This window comes from Bartonella kosoyi, assembly GCF_003606325.2.
GTDB lineage: Bacteria > Pseudomonadota > Alphaproteobacteria > Rhizobiales > Rhizobiaceae > Bartonella > Bartonella kosoyi.
On the sequence record NZ_CP031843.2, the window covers coordinates 779393 to 793983 of the forward strand.

A 14591-nucleotide genomic window follows, 5' to 3' on the forward strand; every position below is an offset into this window, starting at 1 on the left:
AAGAAAAGTATGATCAGCAAGCACAATCGTCAGAAAGTGGCTTTTTGAGTAGCAAATCTTCCGATACATCTGAATCGCATAGCACAACGGTTTCCTCCATTCTTGGGGCGACGGGCAATATTGTGTTAGACGCACAAGGGGATGCCACAATCACGGCTTCTCATATGATTGCCAATGAAGATATCAATGTGGCAGCAGAAAATGTAACGATTAATGGCATGACAGACCATCATAAGAGCCATTCAGAAACCCATGAAACCGGTTTTGGTGTGGGATCAGGCAAGGGCTTTGTCTCAATCTACGGGAGTGAGGGAAAGACAGAGAATGAAGAAAGTTTTGAACATCAAGGCTCTTCGTTCAATGGGAAAAATATCACCATCACCGCCAAAAAAGACGATGTGAACGTGGTCGGCTCTGATTTTAATGCACGAGAAAATATTAATGTTTCGGCAGCCCATGATATCAATGTTTTGCCTGGTCACAATAGCCATAGCGCAAATTCAAAGGAAGAACGCACAGGCTTTGGGATTCAGTTTGAAAAGAACAAAAGTGGTGCTTCTGTGGGTGTTGGGGTTGAGAGCAATAAAGATACGGGCGATCAATGGGAAAAGACGAATACGCCGTCCAATTTCCATGCGGGCAATGATGCGAATTTTAATGCGGGCAATGATGCGAATTTTCAAGCGGCAAATGTTTCGGCAAATCGTGATGTCAACATTAATGCTGGCAATAATATCACCCTATCGGAAAGCTATGATACCTCTCATGCACAAGAAAAGCATGAAAAGTTCTTTGCTGGTGTGACAGGTTCTGTCAATGTTGGCATTCTTGGTACTGTACAAGATATAAGGGATGCCGGAAAACGTTTTGGTCATGGGGATACAAAACACAAAATCGGCAATGGTTTGCTTGGCGGTTTAAAAGGTTATGATCTCTATAACAAAGGCAAAGGTCTTTACAATGGGATAAAGGGTGGAGCAAGCAAAAGTGACCTTCGTAATATGGCGGATGTTTCAGCCAGCATTACGGCAGGCTTTAAGGCTGAAAAGGCAGAAGCCTCTTCTCAAGTTTCCACCGCGGTGACCACAACAATAGAAGGTGGGCGTTCTATCAACATGCATGCCCACAATGGGAGTATTCATGGTGTTGGTGCTGATCTTATCGCTGGCACAAACCCTCTGAGCAATGATGAACAGAGCGGAAATATCACCTTGGATGCAAAAGAACATATCCTCTTTGAAAGTGCGCAAAACACGCAAAGCACGCAAAACCATTCGCAAAATATTTCTGCAAATGTTGGTTACAGCTACGGGAGTGGCGGTCCAGGCTGGATGGGCAATGCTTCTTTTGGAAAAGGAAAGGGTTCCAGTGAACAAGTGCATCATAAAAACAGCCATATTATAGGCACCGGCACTGTTCATACCAACAGTGGGGGAAATACTACATTAGCAGGCGCTGTAGTTTCTGGAAACCGTGTAGAGATGGGGGTTGGTGGTGATTTCACCATTACCAGCCTCAGTGATACGGGACAAAGTTCCAGCAAGCAAAACTCTGTTTCTGTTGGCTTTAATGGTGGAAAAAAGGATGATGTGGCGACAACCAATATTGCCTTTAACAAGGATAAAACCTCTAGTGATTATCACAGCGTTGTGGAACAATCCGGCATTAAAACCGGTGATGGCGGCTTTGATATTACAGTGGCGGGTGCAACAACCATGACCGGAGGTATTATCGGTAGCACCGCACCGGCGAACAAAAATAAACTGACCACAGGAACCATTAAAACGAGTGATATCACCAACAGTGCTGGTGCTCAAGCCAACAGCGATGGGATCAGCATTTCTGCGGGTGGACCCATGTACCAAGGCAAATACGGCGTTGGGAAAAACATTGCCAAGAATGTTTTAGATCATGTAAAAGCCAAAGATTCAGAGGAAGGCTATACCAAATCCGCCATTAGTGATAGCACCATTGTGCTGACAAATGAAGCAGGGCAAAAGGCGTTGACGGGGCAAGATGTGGAACAAGCCATCGCCTCCCTTAACCGTGATACTGCCAACGCCCATAAGGGTGTACAACAGCTTGATGTTGCCAAGCTGGAACAAATCGTCCATGAAAACCGTGAAATGGCAATACAATTGCTGGAAGAAGGGTTTAAATACAGCGATGACTCCTATAGAACCATGTTTATCAAAGAACACCCCATCGCTGTGGTCGACCGTGATGAAAAGGGCAATATAATCTATGAAATAGATGCAAATGGACAGTATATCAAAGACGCTCGAGGACAAAAAATTCCTAAGTTTCATTATTTAACGGATGAAGAAAAGCAGCATTTGCAAGAAGGCTCTGATGGCAAGGTTCATGTGTCCCTCAATGGCATCTTTACTCCACCCTATGAGGCTGCTGTTTATGCAGAGCAACATGCGGAGAATAAAAATGAACCACTTTATTTTGTTGTGTTCCCCCAAGCCGATTCTGCTATTTCAGAACTTCTGGTCGCAGGATACCAGAAGTTTCTGGAAAATAACTTTTGGGGTTTGACGAATTCTACACAAGAAGCAAAAGATCTGATGTTTCGCTATGGTAATACAGGATTGCATTTTGATGCCCATAGTCGTGGCAGTATGACAAGCTTTAATGCGCTGAATTCTTTCAAACAAGAAGGTATCAATGATGTAGCTGGCAATACAACGATCAATTTCTATGGACCAGCGGCTAATGTTTTGGCTGCATCCGGTCTGTTAAGGTATGTAAGTGGTGGCAAGCAGACCACGATTGGCTTTGATGGTCATAGATACGATTTTGTCAGCAGAATTATTGGCGGCAATGACTATACCTATGAGACAATACCTGCTGGTAGTAACATGTGGAAAGAATGGCGGAGAATGTTCACAAATCCCAATAGCGTTCATACTTGTCTTGGACATGCGAATGCTATGTGCAACATACTTTATGGCACATCTCATCTAGAACAATTTCCTTTAAGTAAATCAAGGAGTAAAAAATGAAACAAATTCTAAAGCTATTAGGTGTGGTAGTTTTGTTTATCATAACAGGATGCCAATTTAATAAACCTCCCGTATCTTCTATAGGTGCATGGGAGAAGCCAGGAGCAGATTTTACTGAGATAGGAAAAGCCTTATTAGAATGTGGCATGCCAACACCTTATGATGCCGATCCAGAAAATCAAAATCGTAGTTTCAATCAAATGGCAACCATTGATGCTTGCATGCTTCAAGCAGGTTTCCGCTATAAATATGATGTGGGGGGGGGTGGTGTGGAAACCATAAAGCCGAAAATCTTCCGATTTGTCGACCAGGTGCTGTTGTTCCACAGAGAAGTGTCAAAAAGCGCTTAAACAGCCCTTTTTGTAAAAAGCATCCAGAGCAATATGAATGCTATCCTTAAATATTGTTATTTGTGGAAACTACAATCCCCACATTCATGTGTTCCCATGCTTGTGCGGGATTGTCTCCTCAACCAACAATCTCAACACTGTATGTGAAGCAGTATAACGTAGGGAATACACTTAGTAATCCTATAACGTTGCGTCATAGGATGGGTTGTGCACTCTCTAGGATTGTGAATTTGAGAAAGCCTTGTCCGTCCTTACGTGACAAGGTTTTTTTTATGCTGCGTCACTTTGACGTTGCTGTTTTGCTTGTTCGATTACATTGAGAAGATCCGATTGTAACCAACGCGATAAAAAACCAAATTTTAAAGGTTTTGGGAGAGAGCCATTGGTAACATGACGGCGGAAAGTTGAGACACTCATATGAAGCAATTGTGCACTTTCACGGTCAGTTAAAAGAATATCATTTTCAGTCATTCTAAAATCCTTTTATTTTCAAAAAATAGAAACAAATCATGCCTATTTATTAAGCACATTTTGGTTTATTTTTGAAGGTATTTTATTTATAGAAAACAGTATATTATCATATAATTTCTGATGTGATAATTTATGAGTCTTATTGAGAGAGAATGAGAAAACAGAGAGAGAAAGTTATCCACAGATGATGGGGTAAATTACCCCATATCCTAAGATTGCTCAGTGACATAAGCCGCCCATTTATCCATATAGACACGGCGCTGTTCTAGATAGTCAGTACGACGATAGGCACGCTCTACTTTACCGCCTACCGTATGACTTAGAATGGTTTCAGCAACCTCATAGGGGGCATCGGTTGTTTCAGCAAGCCAATCGCGTAAACTAGAACGAAAGCCATGCGGGCAGGCATCAAGTTTATTTTTTTTCATATATTTTGACATAACATTCTCAGCAAGGGGACCTCGACCGGAAAAAGACAGAATGAAATCACTTTTAGAGATACAACTGGCTTGTTCAATCACTTTTAGAGCTTCTAAAGATAGGGGTACGCGAAATTCTTTTGTTGTATCACGCCTTCCTTTCATATTCTCAGCAGGAATAGTCCATATATCCCCATCAATCTGATCCTTATGAATATAACGTAAGGAATGTGTACGAACGCCTGTCAAGATGAGCAAACGCAAAGCCAGTTGTGTTATAGCTGTTATTTGGCAAAGTGTTTTATAAAAAGCGGGTATATCTCTCCAATCCATTGCTGGTCTATTAGTGATCTTATGACGTTGTTTTCCTAAAAGAGCGCGTGCTTTTTCTGTTGCTTGTAAATCAACATCCAAACCCAAAGCAGCTGCATGTTTGAGACAAAGTTTGAGACGCATCAATGCTGTCCGAGCAGCTCCAGCTTTTGTATGCCAAATAGGGGCAAGGGTATCGCGTATCTCTGTTTGCGTAATTTCTGAAACGGGTAAACAGCCTAATTTAGGGAGAATATGAAGGCGTAAAGGTAAAAACCAAATTCCATCTTTCCCATCCCCTTTTAATTCAGCTTTATGGCTTTCAAAAGCATCCACGGCAATATCTTTTAAATAATGGAGATTGCTTATTGTCTCACGCTTTTGTTTATCGCGTTCTTTAATGGGGTCACGCCCCTCACGTAAAACAGAACGCCATTGATTTGCACATTCACGGGCTTTTTTTAAAGAAACATCTCGCAACGCTCCCAATCCCATTTCGCGACGACGCCCGTGAAGGGTATAACGATAAATCCATTGAGCACCTCCATCTTTACGCTTATGAAGAAGCAAGCCGGCACCATCATTATATTTGCCAGCCCCCAATGTTGCTACAGATCTTGCATTAAGACGGTTCATAAGGACCATTTTTACTCCTTTCTTATACAAATTTGATCCACACACTCATCCCACTTGTTATGTGCAAATGAGTGGTTTTGATTGATACAACATACACAGATTTGAAATGAGAGAATCCTACGTTATTCGAGACTCTCATTCAACATACAAAACAGTGAATTATCATTATAAATCAGTGTGTTGATCACGTGCAAAAGCACCCCGTGAAGCCGTTGATCAATTGGCAATAGAAATGCGTGCAAAACGCTTCGGTTTAACCCTATACGAGGCAAAAAATCCACTTTCTGGGTCTTACATAGGGCGGCTTTGTTTGCAAGGTGTGCTTACACAAGAGCAATATGACGCCGCGCAACAGTACTTACAGATAAGAAACGATTATCTATGTGCAAAAGGCTTGCCTAATGCGATTTATGACGAAATGCCGTCATCATCTGATGATAAGGCAAGAGATAAGTGGGTAGCATTCGCAACAGAGCAGTTTATCAACATGCAAGAGGCACTAAAAGAAGCGCAACAGCGCTATAGACAGTATAATCTTTATGCCGCGATAAATCATCTCGTTATAGAAGATCAAATGCTACCATATCTTGTGAATTCATTGCGCATTGCTCTTAATGCGCTTCAGAACTATTTTGATCAAAAAAGTAAATGGTAATTGTTTTATGTGCTTTTGCAGAATGACGTGAAACCTTTTTCTGGACAAGACGTTATCTTTGTATTACAGTGAATACAAAGATGAGGATTGCGTTATGACGATATCTATTCGATTGCCTAGCGAACTTGAAACACGTTTGAATAATTTAGCAACTAAGACAGGTCGTACAAAGTCTTTTTATTTACGTGAGATTATTGAACGTGGAATCGAGGAAGCTGAGGATTATTATTTAGCTTCACAAGTAAGAGAGCGTGTTCGAAGAGGAGAAGCTACTTTTTATAGCTCTGAAGAGGTGAGGAAAGAGCTTGGCTTGGACGATTAGATATGAAAGAAAAGCTCTTAGTTTTTTAAAAAAATGCGATAAAAAAGAAGCACGGAGGATTGTTGATTTTTTAGATCAACACGTTGCCCCTCTTGAAGATGTACGTGCAATAGGTAAGCCCTTAAAAGGGCAATTATCGGGTTTATGGAGATATCGTGTAGGAGATTACAGAATACTTTGCGATCTTTATGATAAGGAACTTGTTGTGTTAGTTTTAGCTGTTGGACATAGAAAAAATATATATAAAGGCTAAAGCAAAAGTTATTTTTTGCGAGCTTTTTATAACTGATCTCCTTTGAAATTATCAATATGTGTTATTTTTATGTTGACAAAGTGTAGCAAATCGTATTTAATGACGTTGCTGTACTTAGGCGTATTGTGTCTAGAGAGGGAAATGTACAGTCAAAAATCCCCGCATTTGCGGGGTTTTTTATTATCTGGAGGGTGTATTTTATGACATCACAAAATACAGAACAGGTTTCTCAAACAAAGAAAAAATATAAACCCCCTAAGGCAGGAATGGGGCGTGTCAAAGGTGTACCCAATAAGAATACACGTCTTTTGAAAGAAGCAATTCTTAAAGCCGCTGAATTGGCAGGCAATAAGTATGGGAAAGAGGGGTTAATCTCTTATCTCGAAAAGCAGGCAATAAGATGCCCCGCGGCTTATTTAGCGTTGCTTGGTAAGATCTTGCCTTTGCAAGTGACGGGTGAAGATGGGGGGGCGATTAAGATCATAGGGCGTGTAGAAATTGCTCCTTTAACAATGAATGACGACAAGACAGATTAAGATTGTACCAAAACTTATCCCTATTTTTGCAGGGGATGCTTTGGTACGTGCGGCTTGGGGTGGACGAGGGTCTGGTAAAACAAGATCATTTGCCTTGATGGCTGCTTTAAAAGGCTATCAATTTGGTATGCAGGGAATATCAGGGACTATTCTTTGTGCACGTCAGTTTCAAAATTCGCTAGCAGAAAGTTCATTGGAGGAGATTAAGCGCGCCATTGAAGCCCATGACTTTTTAAGCGAATATTACAAGGTTGGAGAGGCTTCGATTAAGTCAAATGATGGTCGTATAGCTTTTCAGTTTTCTGGACTGGACCGTAATATAGCCAGTATCAAATCCATGGGGCGTATTTTGCTTTGTTGGGTTGATGAGGCAGAGCCGGTAACAGAAACAGCTTGGCAGACACTCATTCCAACGTTGCGTGAAGAGGGAGAGGGATGGCGTGCAGAGTTATGGGTCACATGGAACCCGTTGCGAGACAATGCACCGGTTGAAAGGCGGTTTCGCTTTTCAGACAATGAATCCATTAAGCGTGTGGAGATTAATTGGTCAGACAATCCGAAGTTTCCCAAGATCTTGAATGAAGCGCGGCTTGATGACCTTAGAAATCGTCCAGAAACCTATAAGCATATATGGGAAGGGGCTTATCTTACAGCGGTTCAGGGCGCTTACTATCAAAAAGAAATGTTGGCAGCGGAGCAAGAGGGGCGGATAGGGCGTGTTGCGCGTGATCCTTTAATGCAGATACGGGCTTTTTGGGATATTGGGGGCACGGGAGCTAAGGCAGATGCCACAGCAATATGGATAGCGCAATTTGTAGGGAGAGAGATCAGAGTGCTTGATTATTACGAAGCGCAAGGACAGCCGTTATCGGAGCATATCGGTTGGTTGCGTCACAATGGCTATGAGAAGGCACTGATGGTTCTCCCCCATGATGGTGCGACCAGAGACCGTGTGCACAATGTGAGTTTTGAGAGTGCTTTAAATGATGCGGGTTTTGAAACGCAAGTGATACCAAATCAAGGGGCTGGTGCTGTCAAAATGCGTATCGAGGCAGTACGACGTATTCTACCCTCTGTTTGGTTCAATGAGGAGACGACAGTAGCGGGGCGTAAGGCACTGAATTGGTATCATGAGAAATGGGATGAGAAGCGTAATATTGGCTTGGGAGCAGAACATGATTGGTCCAGTCATGGTGCAGATGCTTTTGGATTAATGTGTGTGGGGTATGAACAGCCAATGCAGAGACAGAAGAGACCAGCTTATAGCGGTAGAGAAGCCTATGAAAGCACGTCATGGATGGCAGAATGATGGATGATGAAGAGCATTTAGAGCAAGAGAGCAACATCTCAGATCTGTCAACAGAAGGTTTGTTTCGCAAGTTAGTCAGTTGGTACAAAGAAGATGTGGAGCATGTGAACAAATGGCGTGAACACGCAAGGGAGGATTTTCAATTTTACAATGGTGATCAGTGGAATGATCAAGATTTAGCGGCTTTAAAAGAGCAACGCCGCCCCGTTATGACGTTTAATCGCATTGCCCCACTTGTGAATGCTGTTGTGGGTTCAGAACGCAATAATAAGCGCGAAGTGCAATTTATTCCCCGTCAAATAGGCAAGGCATTGCCAAGTGAATTGCTTACAGGAGCGGCAGAATGGTTTCGCGATATGGCACATGCTGAATATGCAGATAGTGATGCTTTCCAAGATGCTGTCATCTGCGGTATGGGGTGGACAGATACGCGGCTTGATTACGAAAATAGTCTTGATGGTGAACCGGTCATTACGCGTTTAGACCCTTTGAAAATGGTTTGGGATAGTGCGGCAGTGCAACCGAATTTAACGGATGCACAACGCATGTGGTATGTCGACCGCAAGCCATTAGACGTAGCCAAGCAAATGTTTCCAAAAGTCCATTGGAGTGAACTGAGTGCTGATTGGGCGCGTGATGGGGCTGCTTATGAAGGCGTTCATCATAATGATCTTGAAGCTTACGATGATGAGAAGGGCATTGATGTTGAAAACGGTCGACGGATGGTTACGCTTGTGGAATGTCGTTGGTTTGAAAGCGAACGATATTACAAGGCACCCGATTTGGAAACGGGAGAATTGCGTGATTACAGCGAAGAGGAGTTTAAGCAGCTCCAATGCATGATGCCCGATATCCAAGGGGCGGCTTTCAATAAAAAGGTTGTAAAACGCGCCTTTTTAGGGAGAAAACTGCTTGAATGCCCTGATCAACCTTTGGTTCCAGCGGGTCAGTTGGGTTGGGAGTGTATCACGGGGTATTTTGATAAGATAGAACGGCAATTTTATGGGGTTGTAAGACCGACAAAAGACCCTCAACGCTGGGCGAATAAATATTTTAGTCAAGTTATGCATATTCTCAATAGCCAATCCAAAGGTGGGATTATGGCTGAGAGGGGAGCGTTTGAAGATGAGAGAGAAGCGGTAAAAAGTTGGAGCAGGGTAGATAGTATTACGGTTTTGAAAAATGGTGCTTTGGCAGGGGGTAAGATACAACCCAAACCCGTAGCGCAATTTCCAACCGGCTTTTTCCAACTGTTTAATGAAGCGAAAGAAGCAATTAATCAAGTTACAGGTCTCTCACCAGAGTTTATTGGAACGAGAGAAGTTTCACAAGCAGGGATTTTAGAGGCACAACGGCGTCAATCCAGTCTTAACCTGCTTGCTTGTTTGTTTGATGGTTTGCGTTTGTATCGCAAAAGGCAGGGCAAGATCATTTTGCACCTTATACAGAATTATTTGTCTGATGGTCGTTTAGTCCGGATATCGGGAGAGGAGAATGCGCAATATATTCCGTTGACCCGTGAAGCGGTGATGAGTGTTGATTATGATATTGTGGTGGATGATGCACCCACCAGCCCGAACGAAAAAGAGCGTACCTTTGGTATTATCACGCAGCTGTTACCGTTGCTTCAAAATGCCGTTACACCGGATATCATGCTTGATTTACTTCGTTATTCGCCATTGCCTGCGTCATTACTCAATCGTGTAAGCGAGAAGATGCAACAGCAGCAAATGGCACAACAAGCCCAACAACAGCAAATGAATCCAGAACAAGAAATGAAGTTGCAAGAAAAGCAGCAGGATATTGCGACCAAAAGCCAGATGCAACAGATGGATTTGCAAGGCAAGCAGATTGAATTGGTCATGCGTCAAAAGAGAGCGGAATTGGAAGCGGAATTGATGCAACAACGCCATGAGCTTGAACGGGAGCGTATTCTTAATGAACGAGCGCAAAATCAGATTATGCGGGAGAGAGCCGCAACGTACAGGGGAAGAAGCATTTAAGAGAGGTTAGAGAATGAATGCAGAAATGAACGAAGTGATGAATGAAGGTATGAATGAAGATTATAGGGTTGGAGCACCGGTTTTTGATGATGATGAGAGCTCTTTTGATGTTGATCATGAGGTGGAGGCGGTTGAGAGTCATGATGCAACACCTCCAGAGCCGATTGCAGAGCCCGTTGAAAAGCCTTCAGAAATCGTTCCTAGTATAGAGCAGCAGCGTGCAGAACAGCAAGCCAACCAAGCCCGTGAAGCACTTACTAAGTTTTATGAACCTCAATCTCAAGCGCCAATGGCTGAAGGGGAAAGCAGACCTCCAGATCCTACACAAGACATTATTGGTTATATGAGTTGGATGGGAAAAAAGCTTCAAGAGCAAGATGCGTATATTCGTGCACAGCAAGATGTGCAAAGACAAGCCATTGAAACCCAAGAATTTAATGGACATTTGAATCAATTTTTAGAAAGTTCTGTGACCTCTATCAAAGATAAATACAGTGACTTTGATGCGGCAGCAAATTTTCTTTATGAGACGCGTGCAAAGCAGTTGAATGCATGGTCTTCTGTTTATCCGAATTATGCACAAAAAAGTACGATAGATGCGATTATAGGGGATGAACTACGTACAATTGTAGCGACTTGTGCACAAAAAGGGGTTAATCCAGCAGAAGAGCTTTATAGGATAGCGCAAAATCTTGGTTATCAAAACCAAGCGGTCCAAGCCAATGATCAAGTTGCTGCGCTTCAAAGCCGTCAGAATTCTGCGCGAACCTTAACGGCATCTGGTGGAGGAGGGAGTACTGGACCAATGACTAAACAAACTCTATCCGATATGTCAGAGAAGGAATTTGATGTGTGGATATCCAATCCGAAGAATGAAGCGCGTTTTTATGAAATTATGGGTGCAGACCCCGATTAGGCAATAGATTTTACAGCATAATCCGCCTCTGATGCGGGTTTTCCACCGGCTTTAAAGCCGGTTTTTTTATAGCAAAGAAAGGTGAAACAAAAAATGGCAACAACACATATAGGGACTCATGATCCGCAATCGGTGAAATTGTGGTCACAGAAGTTAAGCAATGAAGTTTTGAAAGCGACGAAAATAGCCCCTCTGATTGGCAAAAGTTCGAACAGTATTATCCAGCTTTATAACGAAACCCATAAGAGTGCAGGGGATAGTGTTACATTTAGTTTGTTGGTCAATCTGTTTGGAGATGGTGTCACGCAAGGTGAAACCTTAGAGGGCAATGAAGAAGCGCTTCAATTTATGAATGATCGGTTGGTGATTAATGAGCTTTTACATGCGGCGCGTGTTGCCAATGATGACTCGATTGATCAACAGAGAATCCTCCCGAATTTACGCAAAAAAGCCAAAGAGGGTTTGGTTCGCTGGTATGCTAATCGTTTAAGCATCATGTTCTTTTTGCAGGTTTGTGGTTATACAGCGCGTACAATCAGTGTTGATGGTCGAGAAGTGTACATTAAACCGGTTCATTATGGCTTTAATGAAATCATGGCACCAAGCAGTGAACGGATTATTCGTCCCGATGCAAAAACCAAGGATGAAGATCTTACCGATAAAGCCAAACATAGCTTTAGTTTGAAGCTGATTGATGAAGCGGTTAAACAAGCAAAGCTTGCTAATCCACAAATTTCTCCCGTCCATGTCAATGGTGATGATGTTTATGTTCTCTATTTGCACCCAACCCAAGTAATGCAATTGCGAACCAATACCGCTGCTGGAGAATGGTTAGATATTCAAAAATCGGTTTATGCAACCTCTCGTGCGAAGAACCCAATCTTTGATGGCTCTCTTGGTATGTATAATGGTGTTGTTTTACGCGAAGCTATTCATGTTACCCATGGTGTAAAATCGACAGATCATACAGCGGTCAAAAGCGTGCGTCGTGCGGTGTTCTTAGGAGCGCAGAGTGCAATTATAGGTTTTGGGAAAAATCATAGTGCAACAAATTACACCCTTAAAGAAGAGTATTTTGATTATGAACGTGAATTTGGTGTTGCAGCAAAAACTTTGATAGGAATGAAGAAAACTCGTTTCCAAATGCCAAATAGTGGACAGACAGCCCAAGATTTTGGAACGATTGTTATTCCTACCTACAGCGGTGAAGCCGCAGCGTAAACATTAAGGAGGAAAACAAGACATGGCAGATCAATTACCCCCTCCATTACAGGGCAGAAATCTTCATACCCAACAGGTAAGCTTTTTGCGTTTGAATATCTCACATAAAGAGAAGCATCTTACAGAGAAAATCGGAATTTTGCCTCGTGGCGCTTTGATTACTTCAATTAAAACGTTTGTGAAGACGGCATTTTCCGAAGCAAAATTGAAGATTGGCAGCAGCTATGGGGGCAATGAGTTTGGCGAAAAAGATATCAAAGCCCAAACCACACAAGATTTTACACCAACAGACCAAAAGGTTTTTGCTCCAGAGGATAAAGAAATGACCCTTTATGCAACAAGAGATAAAACCACAGATGCTGGTGAGTGTGTTGTGGTCGTGCAATTTGTGGCAAATCATTAAGGGGACAAGATATGGCAGATTATTTACCAGAACCCTTACAGGGGAGAAACCTTCATACGCAGCAGGTAAGCTTCTTGCGTCTTAATTTTAGTTACCAAGATAAAGAAAACGTAATGAAGATAGGCACTCTCCCTCGTGGTGCTTTAATAACATCAATCAAGGCGTTTATTAAGACAGCGTTTTCGGACACAAAGGTCAAAATAGGCAGCACTGCTGGCGGGACTGAATTTGGTGAGTTAGAGATCAAACAAGCGGGTATTAAAGCAGCGACGATTTCTAATCAGAAGGAGTTTGTTCCCTTTGATAAAGAGGTCACGCTTTATGCCAAAGCCGATAAAACAGTCCAAGCTGGTCAAGCAAGTATAGTCGTTGAATTCGTAACCAATCACTGAAATTGAGAGGAGAGATCTATTAACTCTCCTTCAGTTTATGAAGTAGAAGACTGTACAAAGAGTTGCAGGTTAAGGGCAGATAAGACAGCGACTAAAGTAGAAAGCTTGGGGTCACCCGTTTTACTTAAGGAGCGATATAATCCACTGCGTTCGCGATTGGTTTCTTTTGCTAAAGCACGCATATTTTGAGAGCGAGCAACGATACCAATGGCATCCGCTATATGAGCGGCATCACCAGTTTTGAAGGCTTCATTGAGAAATGCTTGTTGTACTTCAATGTCTTCAAGATATTCTTCTGGTTTAAATGGGGTTGTTTTCATCACTGTACTCCTCTTTTAACTTTAACGCTTGTTCGATATCCCTTTGCTGCGTTGATTTATCTCCACCACATAACAAAAGGATAAAATCAGAGCCTTTTTGGGTAAAATAAATTCTGTAACCAGCACCATAGTGGATGCGTACTTCACCTATGCTATTGAAGAACTTAACATCACCCAAAAGTCCTTGTTTTAAGCGTACAACACGTTGAAGAATAATCGCTTTAGCCTTTTTATCTTTGAGTTTCTTAAGCCAATTATCAAATTCTATCGTTTTATGAATGAATATCATTAGTGCACTGTAATGCACATGATGTGTAATGTCAATAATAATATTCCTTACAGAAAGGTATTTTGATGACGCGTCATTATATTCGGGTTAGGACAGGCGGACCAATACCGGCTAGTCAAAATGTTTATCACCATAGAAAAACGCTTTCACACATGGTGTCTGTTATCCAAGATGAGATTGATGACATTACGGACGAGTATGTAGCACAAATCCAAGAAAGTATTTTTGCTGCTATTCGTTTTTGTGAGAGGGAAACTTTTTACTTTAACGAAAGCCGTGATGTGGTGTTTGAAACACGGGCGGGTCAAGGCGCTTATGATGCAACGGACACCCGCCATATTGAAACAGCTGTCAAAATAAGGAGCGTTTATCTTTGTTCTGATCCACATCATAAGATTGAATTAGAGCACAGGAGTCCTTTTTCTCTAGAGTCTTCGTTATCATCAGAGCAGCGAGGAACACCGGTTTGTTACAGTTATTTTGATAGGAAACTGCATCTTTATCCCACACCGGACAGAGCCTATCAGATTCAACTCATACTCTCTCCACAGCGTTTATCAGAGATAGAGCGTGTTGATGAAGAGCATCTATGGTTTGTGCACGCGTTTGATCTGATTAAGGCGCGTGCAAAATATGAGTTGTACAAGAATATCCTTAAAGAACCCGATTGTGCAACGGCAGCTTATAATGACTTTACCGAGCAGTTGCATGAATTGCGTGCAGAGACGTCCAAACGTCATAACGTCACACGCATAATTCCAACGGATTTCTAA

The 14591-nt window shown here is 42.3% G+C and carries 16 protein-coding genes and 1 pseudogene; 13 read left to right on the plus strand and 4 right to left on the minus strand.

Annotation, left to right across the window (positions count from 1 at the left end):
* Positions 1 to 44: 44 nt before the first annotated feature.
* A complete protein-coding gene (locus D1093_RS03355) occupies positions 45 to 3011 on the plus strand; it encodes a hemagglutinin repeat-containing protein (protein ID WP_244614022.1) in 2967 nt (988 codons plus the stop codon).
* A pseudogene (locus tag D1093_RS03360) lies at positions 3008 to 3411 on the plus strand (hypothetical protein). Before D1093_RS03355 ends, D1093_RS03360 begins: the two are co-directional and overlap by 4 nt.
* Positions 3412 to 3631: 220 nt before the next feature.
* Here D1093_RS03360 and D1093_RS03365 read toward each other — a convergent pair.
* Together D1093_RS03365 and D1093_RS03370 are read right to left on the minus strand one after the other, a co-directional pair.
* On the minus strand, positions 3632 to 3832 hold the full coding sequence (locus D1093_RS03365) for a helix-turn-helix transcriptional regulator (RefSeq protein ID WP_120100668.1): 201 nt from the start codon (positions 3830 to 3832) through the stop codon (positions 3632 to 3634).
* A 209-nt stretch (positions 3833 to 4041) separates the two neighbouring features.
* Positions 4042 to 5208: a tyrosine-type recombinase/integrase gene (locus tag D1093_RS03370; RefSeq protein ID WP_120101673.1), complete on the minus strand. Its 1167-nt coding sequence runs from the start codon at positions 5206 to 5208 to the stop codon at positions 4042 to 4044.
* 211 nt (positions 5209 to 5419) lie between these two features.
* On the opposite strand from D1093_RS03370, the gene D1093_RS03375 reads away from it, so the two are divergent.
* The 10 genes from D1093_RS03375 to D1093_RS03420 all read left to right on the plus strand — a co-directional run bounded on the left by D1093_RS03375 (position 5420) and on the right by D1093_RS03420 (position 13209).
* On the plus strand, positions 5420 to 5854 hold the full coding sequence (locus D1093_RS03375; protein ID WP_120101671.1) for a hypothetical protein: 435 nt from the start codon (positions 5420 to 5422) through the stop codon (positions 5852 to 5854).
* A gap of 94 nt (positions 5855 to 5948) precedes the next feature.
* A complete protein-coding gene (gene relB, locus D1093_RS03380; protein ID WP_120100671.1) occupies positions 5949 to 6176 on the plus strand; it encodes a type II toxin-antitoxin system RelB family antitoxin in 228 nt (75 codons plus the stop codon).
* Positions 6160 to 6429: a type II toxin-antitoxin system RelE family toxin gene (locus D1093_RS03385; RefSeq protein ID WP_120100673.1), complete on the plus strand. Its 270-nt coding sequence runs from the start codon at positions 6160 to 6162 to the stop codon at positions 6427 to 6429. Before relB ends, D1093_RS03385 begins: the two co-directional genes overlap by 17 nt.
* Before the next feature lie 200 nt (positions 6430 to 6629).
* Positions 6630 to 6965, plus strand: a complete 336-nt coding sequence (locus tag D1093_RS03390) for a hypothetical protein (protein WP_120100674.1) — start codon at positions 6630 to 6632, stop codon at positions 6963 to 6965.
* Positions 6946 to 8274 carry a PBSX family phage terminase large subunit gene (locus D1093_RS03395; RefSeq protein WP_120100676.1) on the plus strand — a complete coding sequence of 443 codons (1329 nt, stop codon included), beginning with the start codon at positions 6946 to 6948 and terminating at the stop codon, positions 8272 to 8274. Before D1093_RS03390 ends, D1093_RS03395 begins: the two co-directional genes overlap by 20 nt.
* Positions 8259 to 10277 carry a portal protein gene (locus D1093_RS03400; protein ID WP_120100677.1) on the plus strand — a complete coding sequence of 673 codons (2019 nt, stop codon included), beginning with the start codon at positions 8259 to 8261 and terminating at the stop codon, positions 10275 to 10277. The genes D1093_RS03395 and D1093_RS03400 overlap by 16 nt, the downstream gene beginning before the upstream one ends.
* Before the next feature lie 25 nt (positions 10278 to 10302).
* A complete protein-coding gene (locus D1093_RS03405) occupies positions 10303 to 11193 on the plus strand; it encodes a hypothetical protein (RefSeq protein WP_120102306.1) in 891 nt (296 codons plus the stop codon).
* A gap of 93 nt (positions 11194 to 11286) precedes the next feature.
* On the plus strand, positions 11287 to 12414 hold the full coding sequence (locus tag D1093_RS03410) for a N4-gp56 family major capsid protein (RefSeq protein WP_120100679.1): 1128 nt from the start codon (positions 11287 to 11289) through the stop codon (positions 12412 to 12414).
* Positions 12415 to 12436: 22 nt separating this feature from the next.
* Complete coding sequence (locus D1093_RS03415) at positions 12437 to 12817, plus strand: hypothetical protein (RefSeq protein WP_120100681.1); 381 nt, start codon at positions 12437 to 12439, stop codon at positions 12815 to 12817.
* A gap of 11 nt (positions 12818 to 12828) precedes the next feature.
* Positions 12829 to 13209, plus strand: coding sequence for a hypothetical protein (locus D1093_RS03420; RefSeq protein WP_120100682.1), 381 nt, complete (start codon positions 12829 to 12831; stop codon positions 13207 to 13209).
* Positions 13210 to 13244: 35 nt separating this feature from the next.
* Here the strand turns inward: D1093_RS03420 and D1093_RS03425 are convergent, their stop codons facing one another.
* Together D1093_RS03425 and D1093_RS03430 are read right to left on the minus strand one after the other, a co-directional pair.
* Entirely contained in the window at positions 13245 to 13529 is a 285-nt protein-coding gene (locus D1093_RS03425) for an addiction module antidote protein (RefSeq protein ID WP_012232365.1), read from the minus strand.
* Complete coding sequence (locus tag D1093_RS03430) at positions 13510 to 13818, minus strand: type II toxin-antitoxin system RelE/ParE family toxin (RefSeq protein WP_012232364.1); 309 nt, start codon at positions 13816 to 13818, stop codon at positions 13510 to 13512. Before D1093_RS03430 ends, D1093_RS03425 begins: the two co-directional genes overlap by 20 nt.
* 65 nt (positions 13819 to 13883) lie before the next feature.
* Here D1093_RS03430 and D1093_RS03435 point away from each other — a divergent pair, with 65 nt between their 5' ends.
* Entirely contained in the window at positions 13884 to 14591 is a 708-nt protein-coding gene (locus D1093_RS03435) for a phage adaptor protein (protein ID WP_012232363.1), read from the plus strand.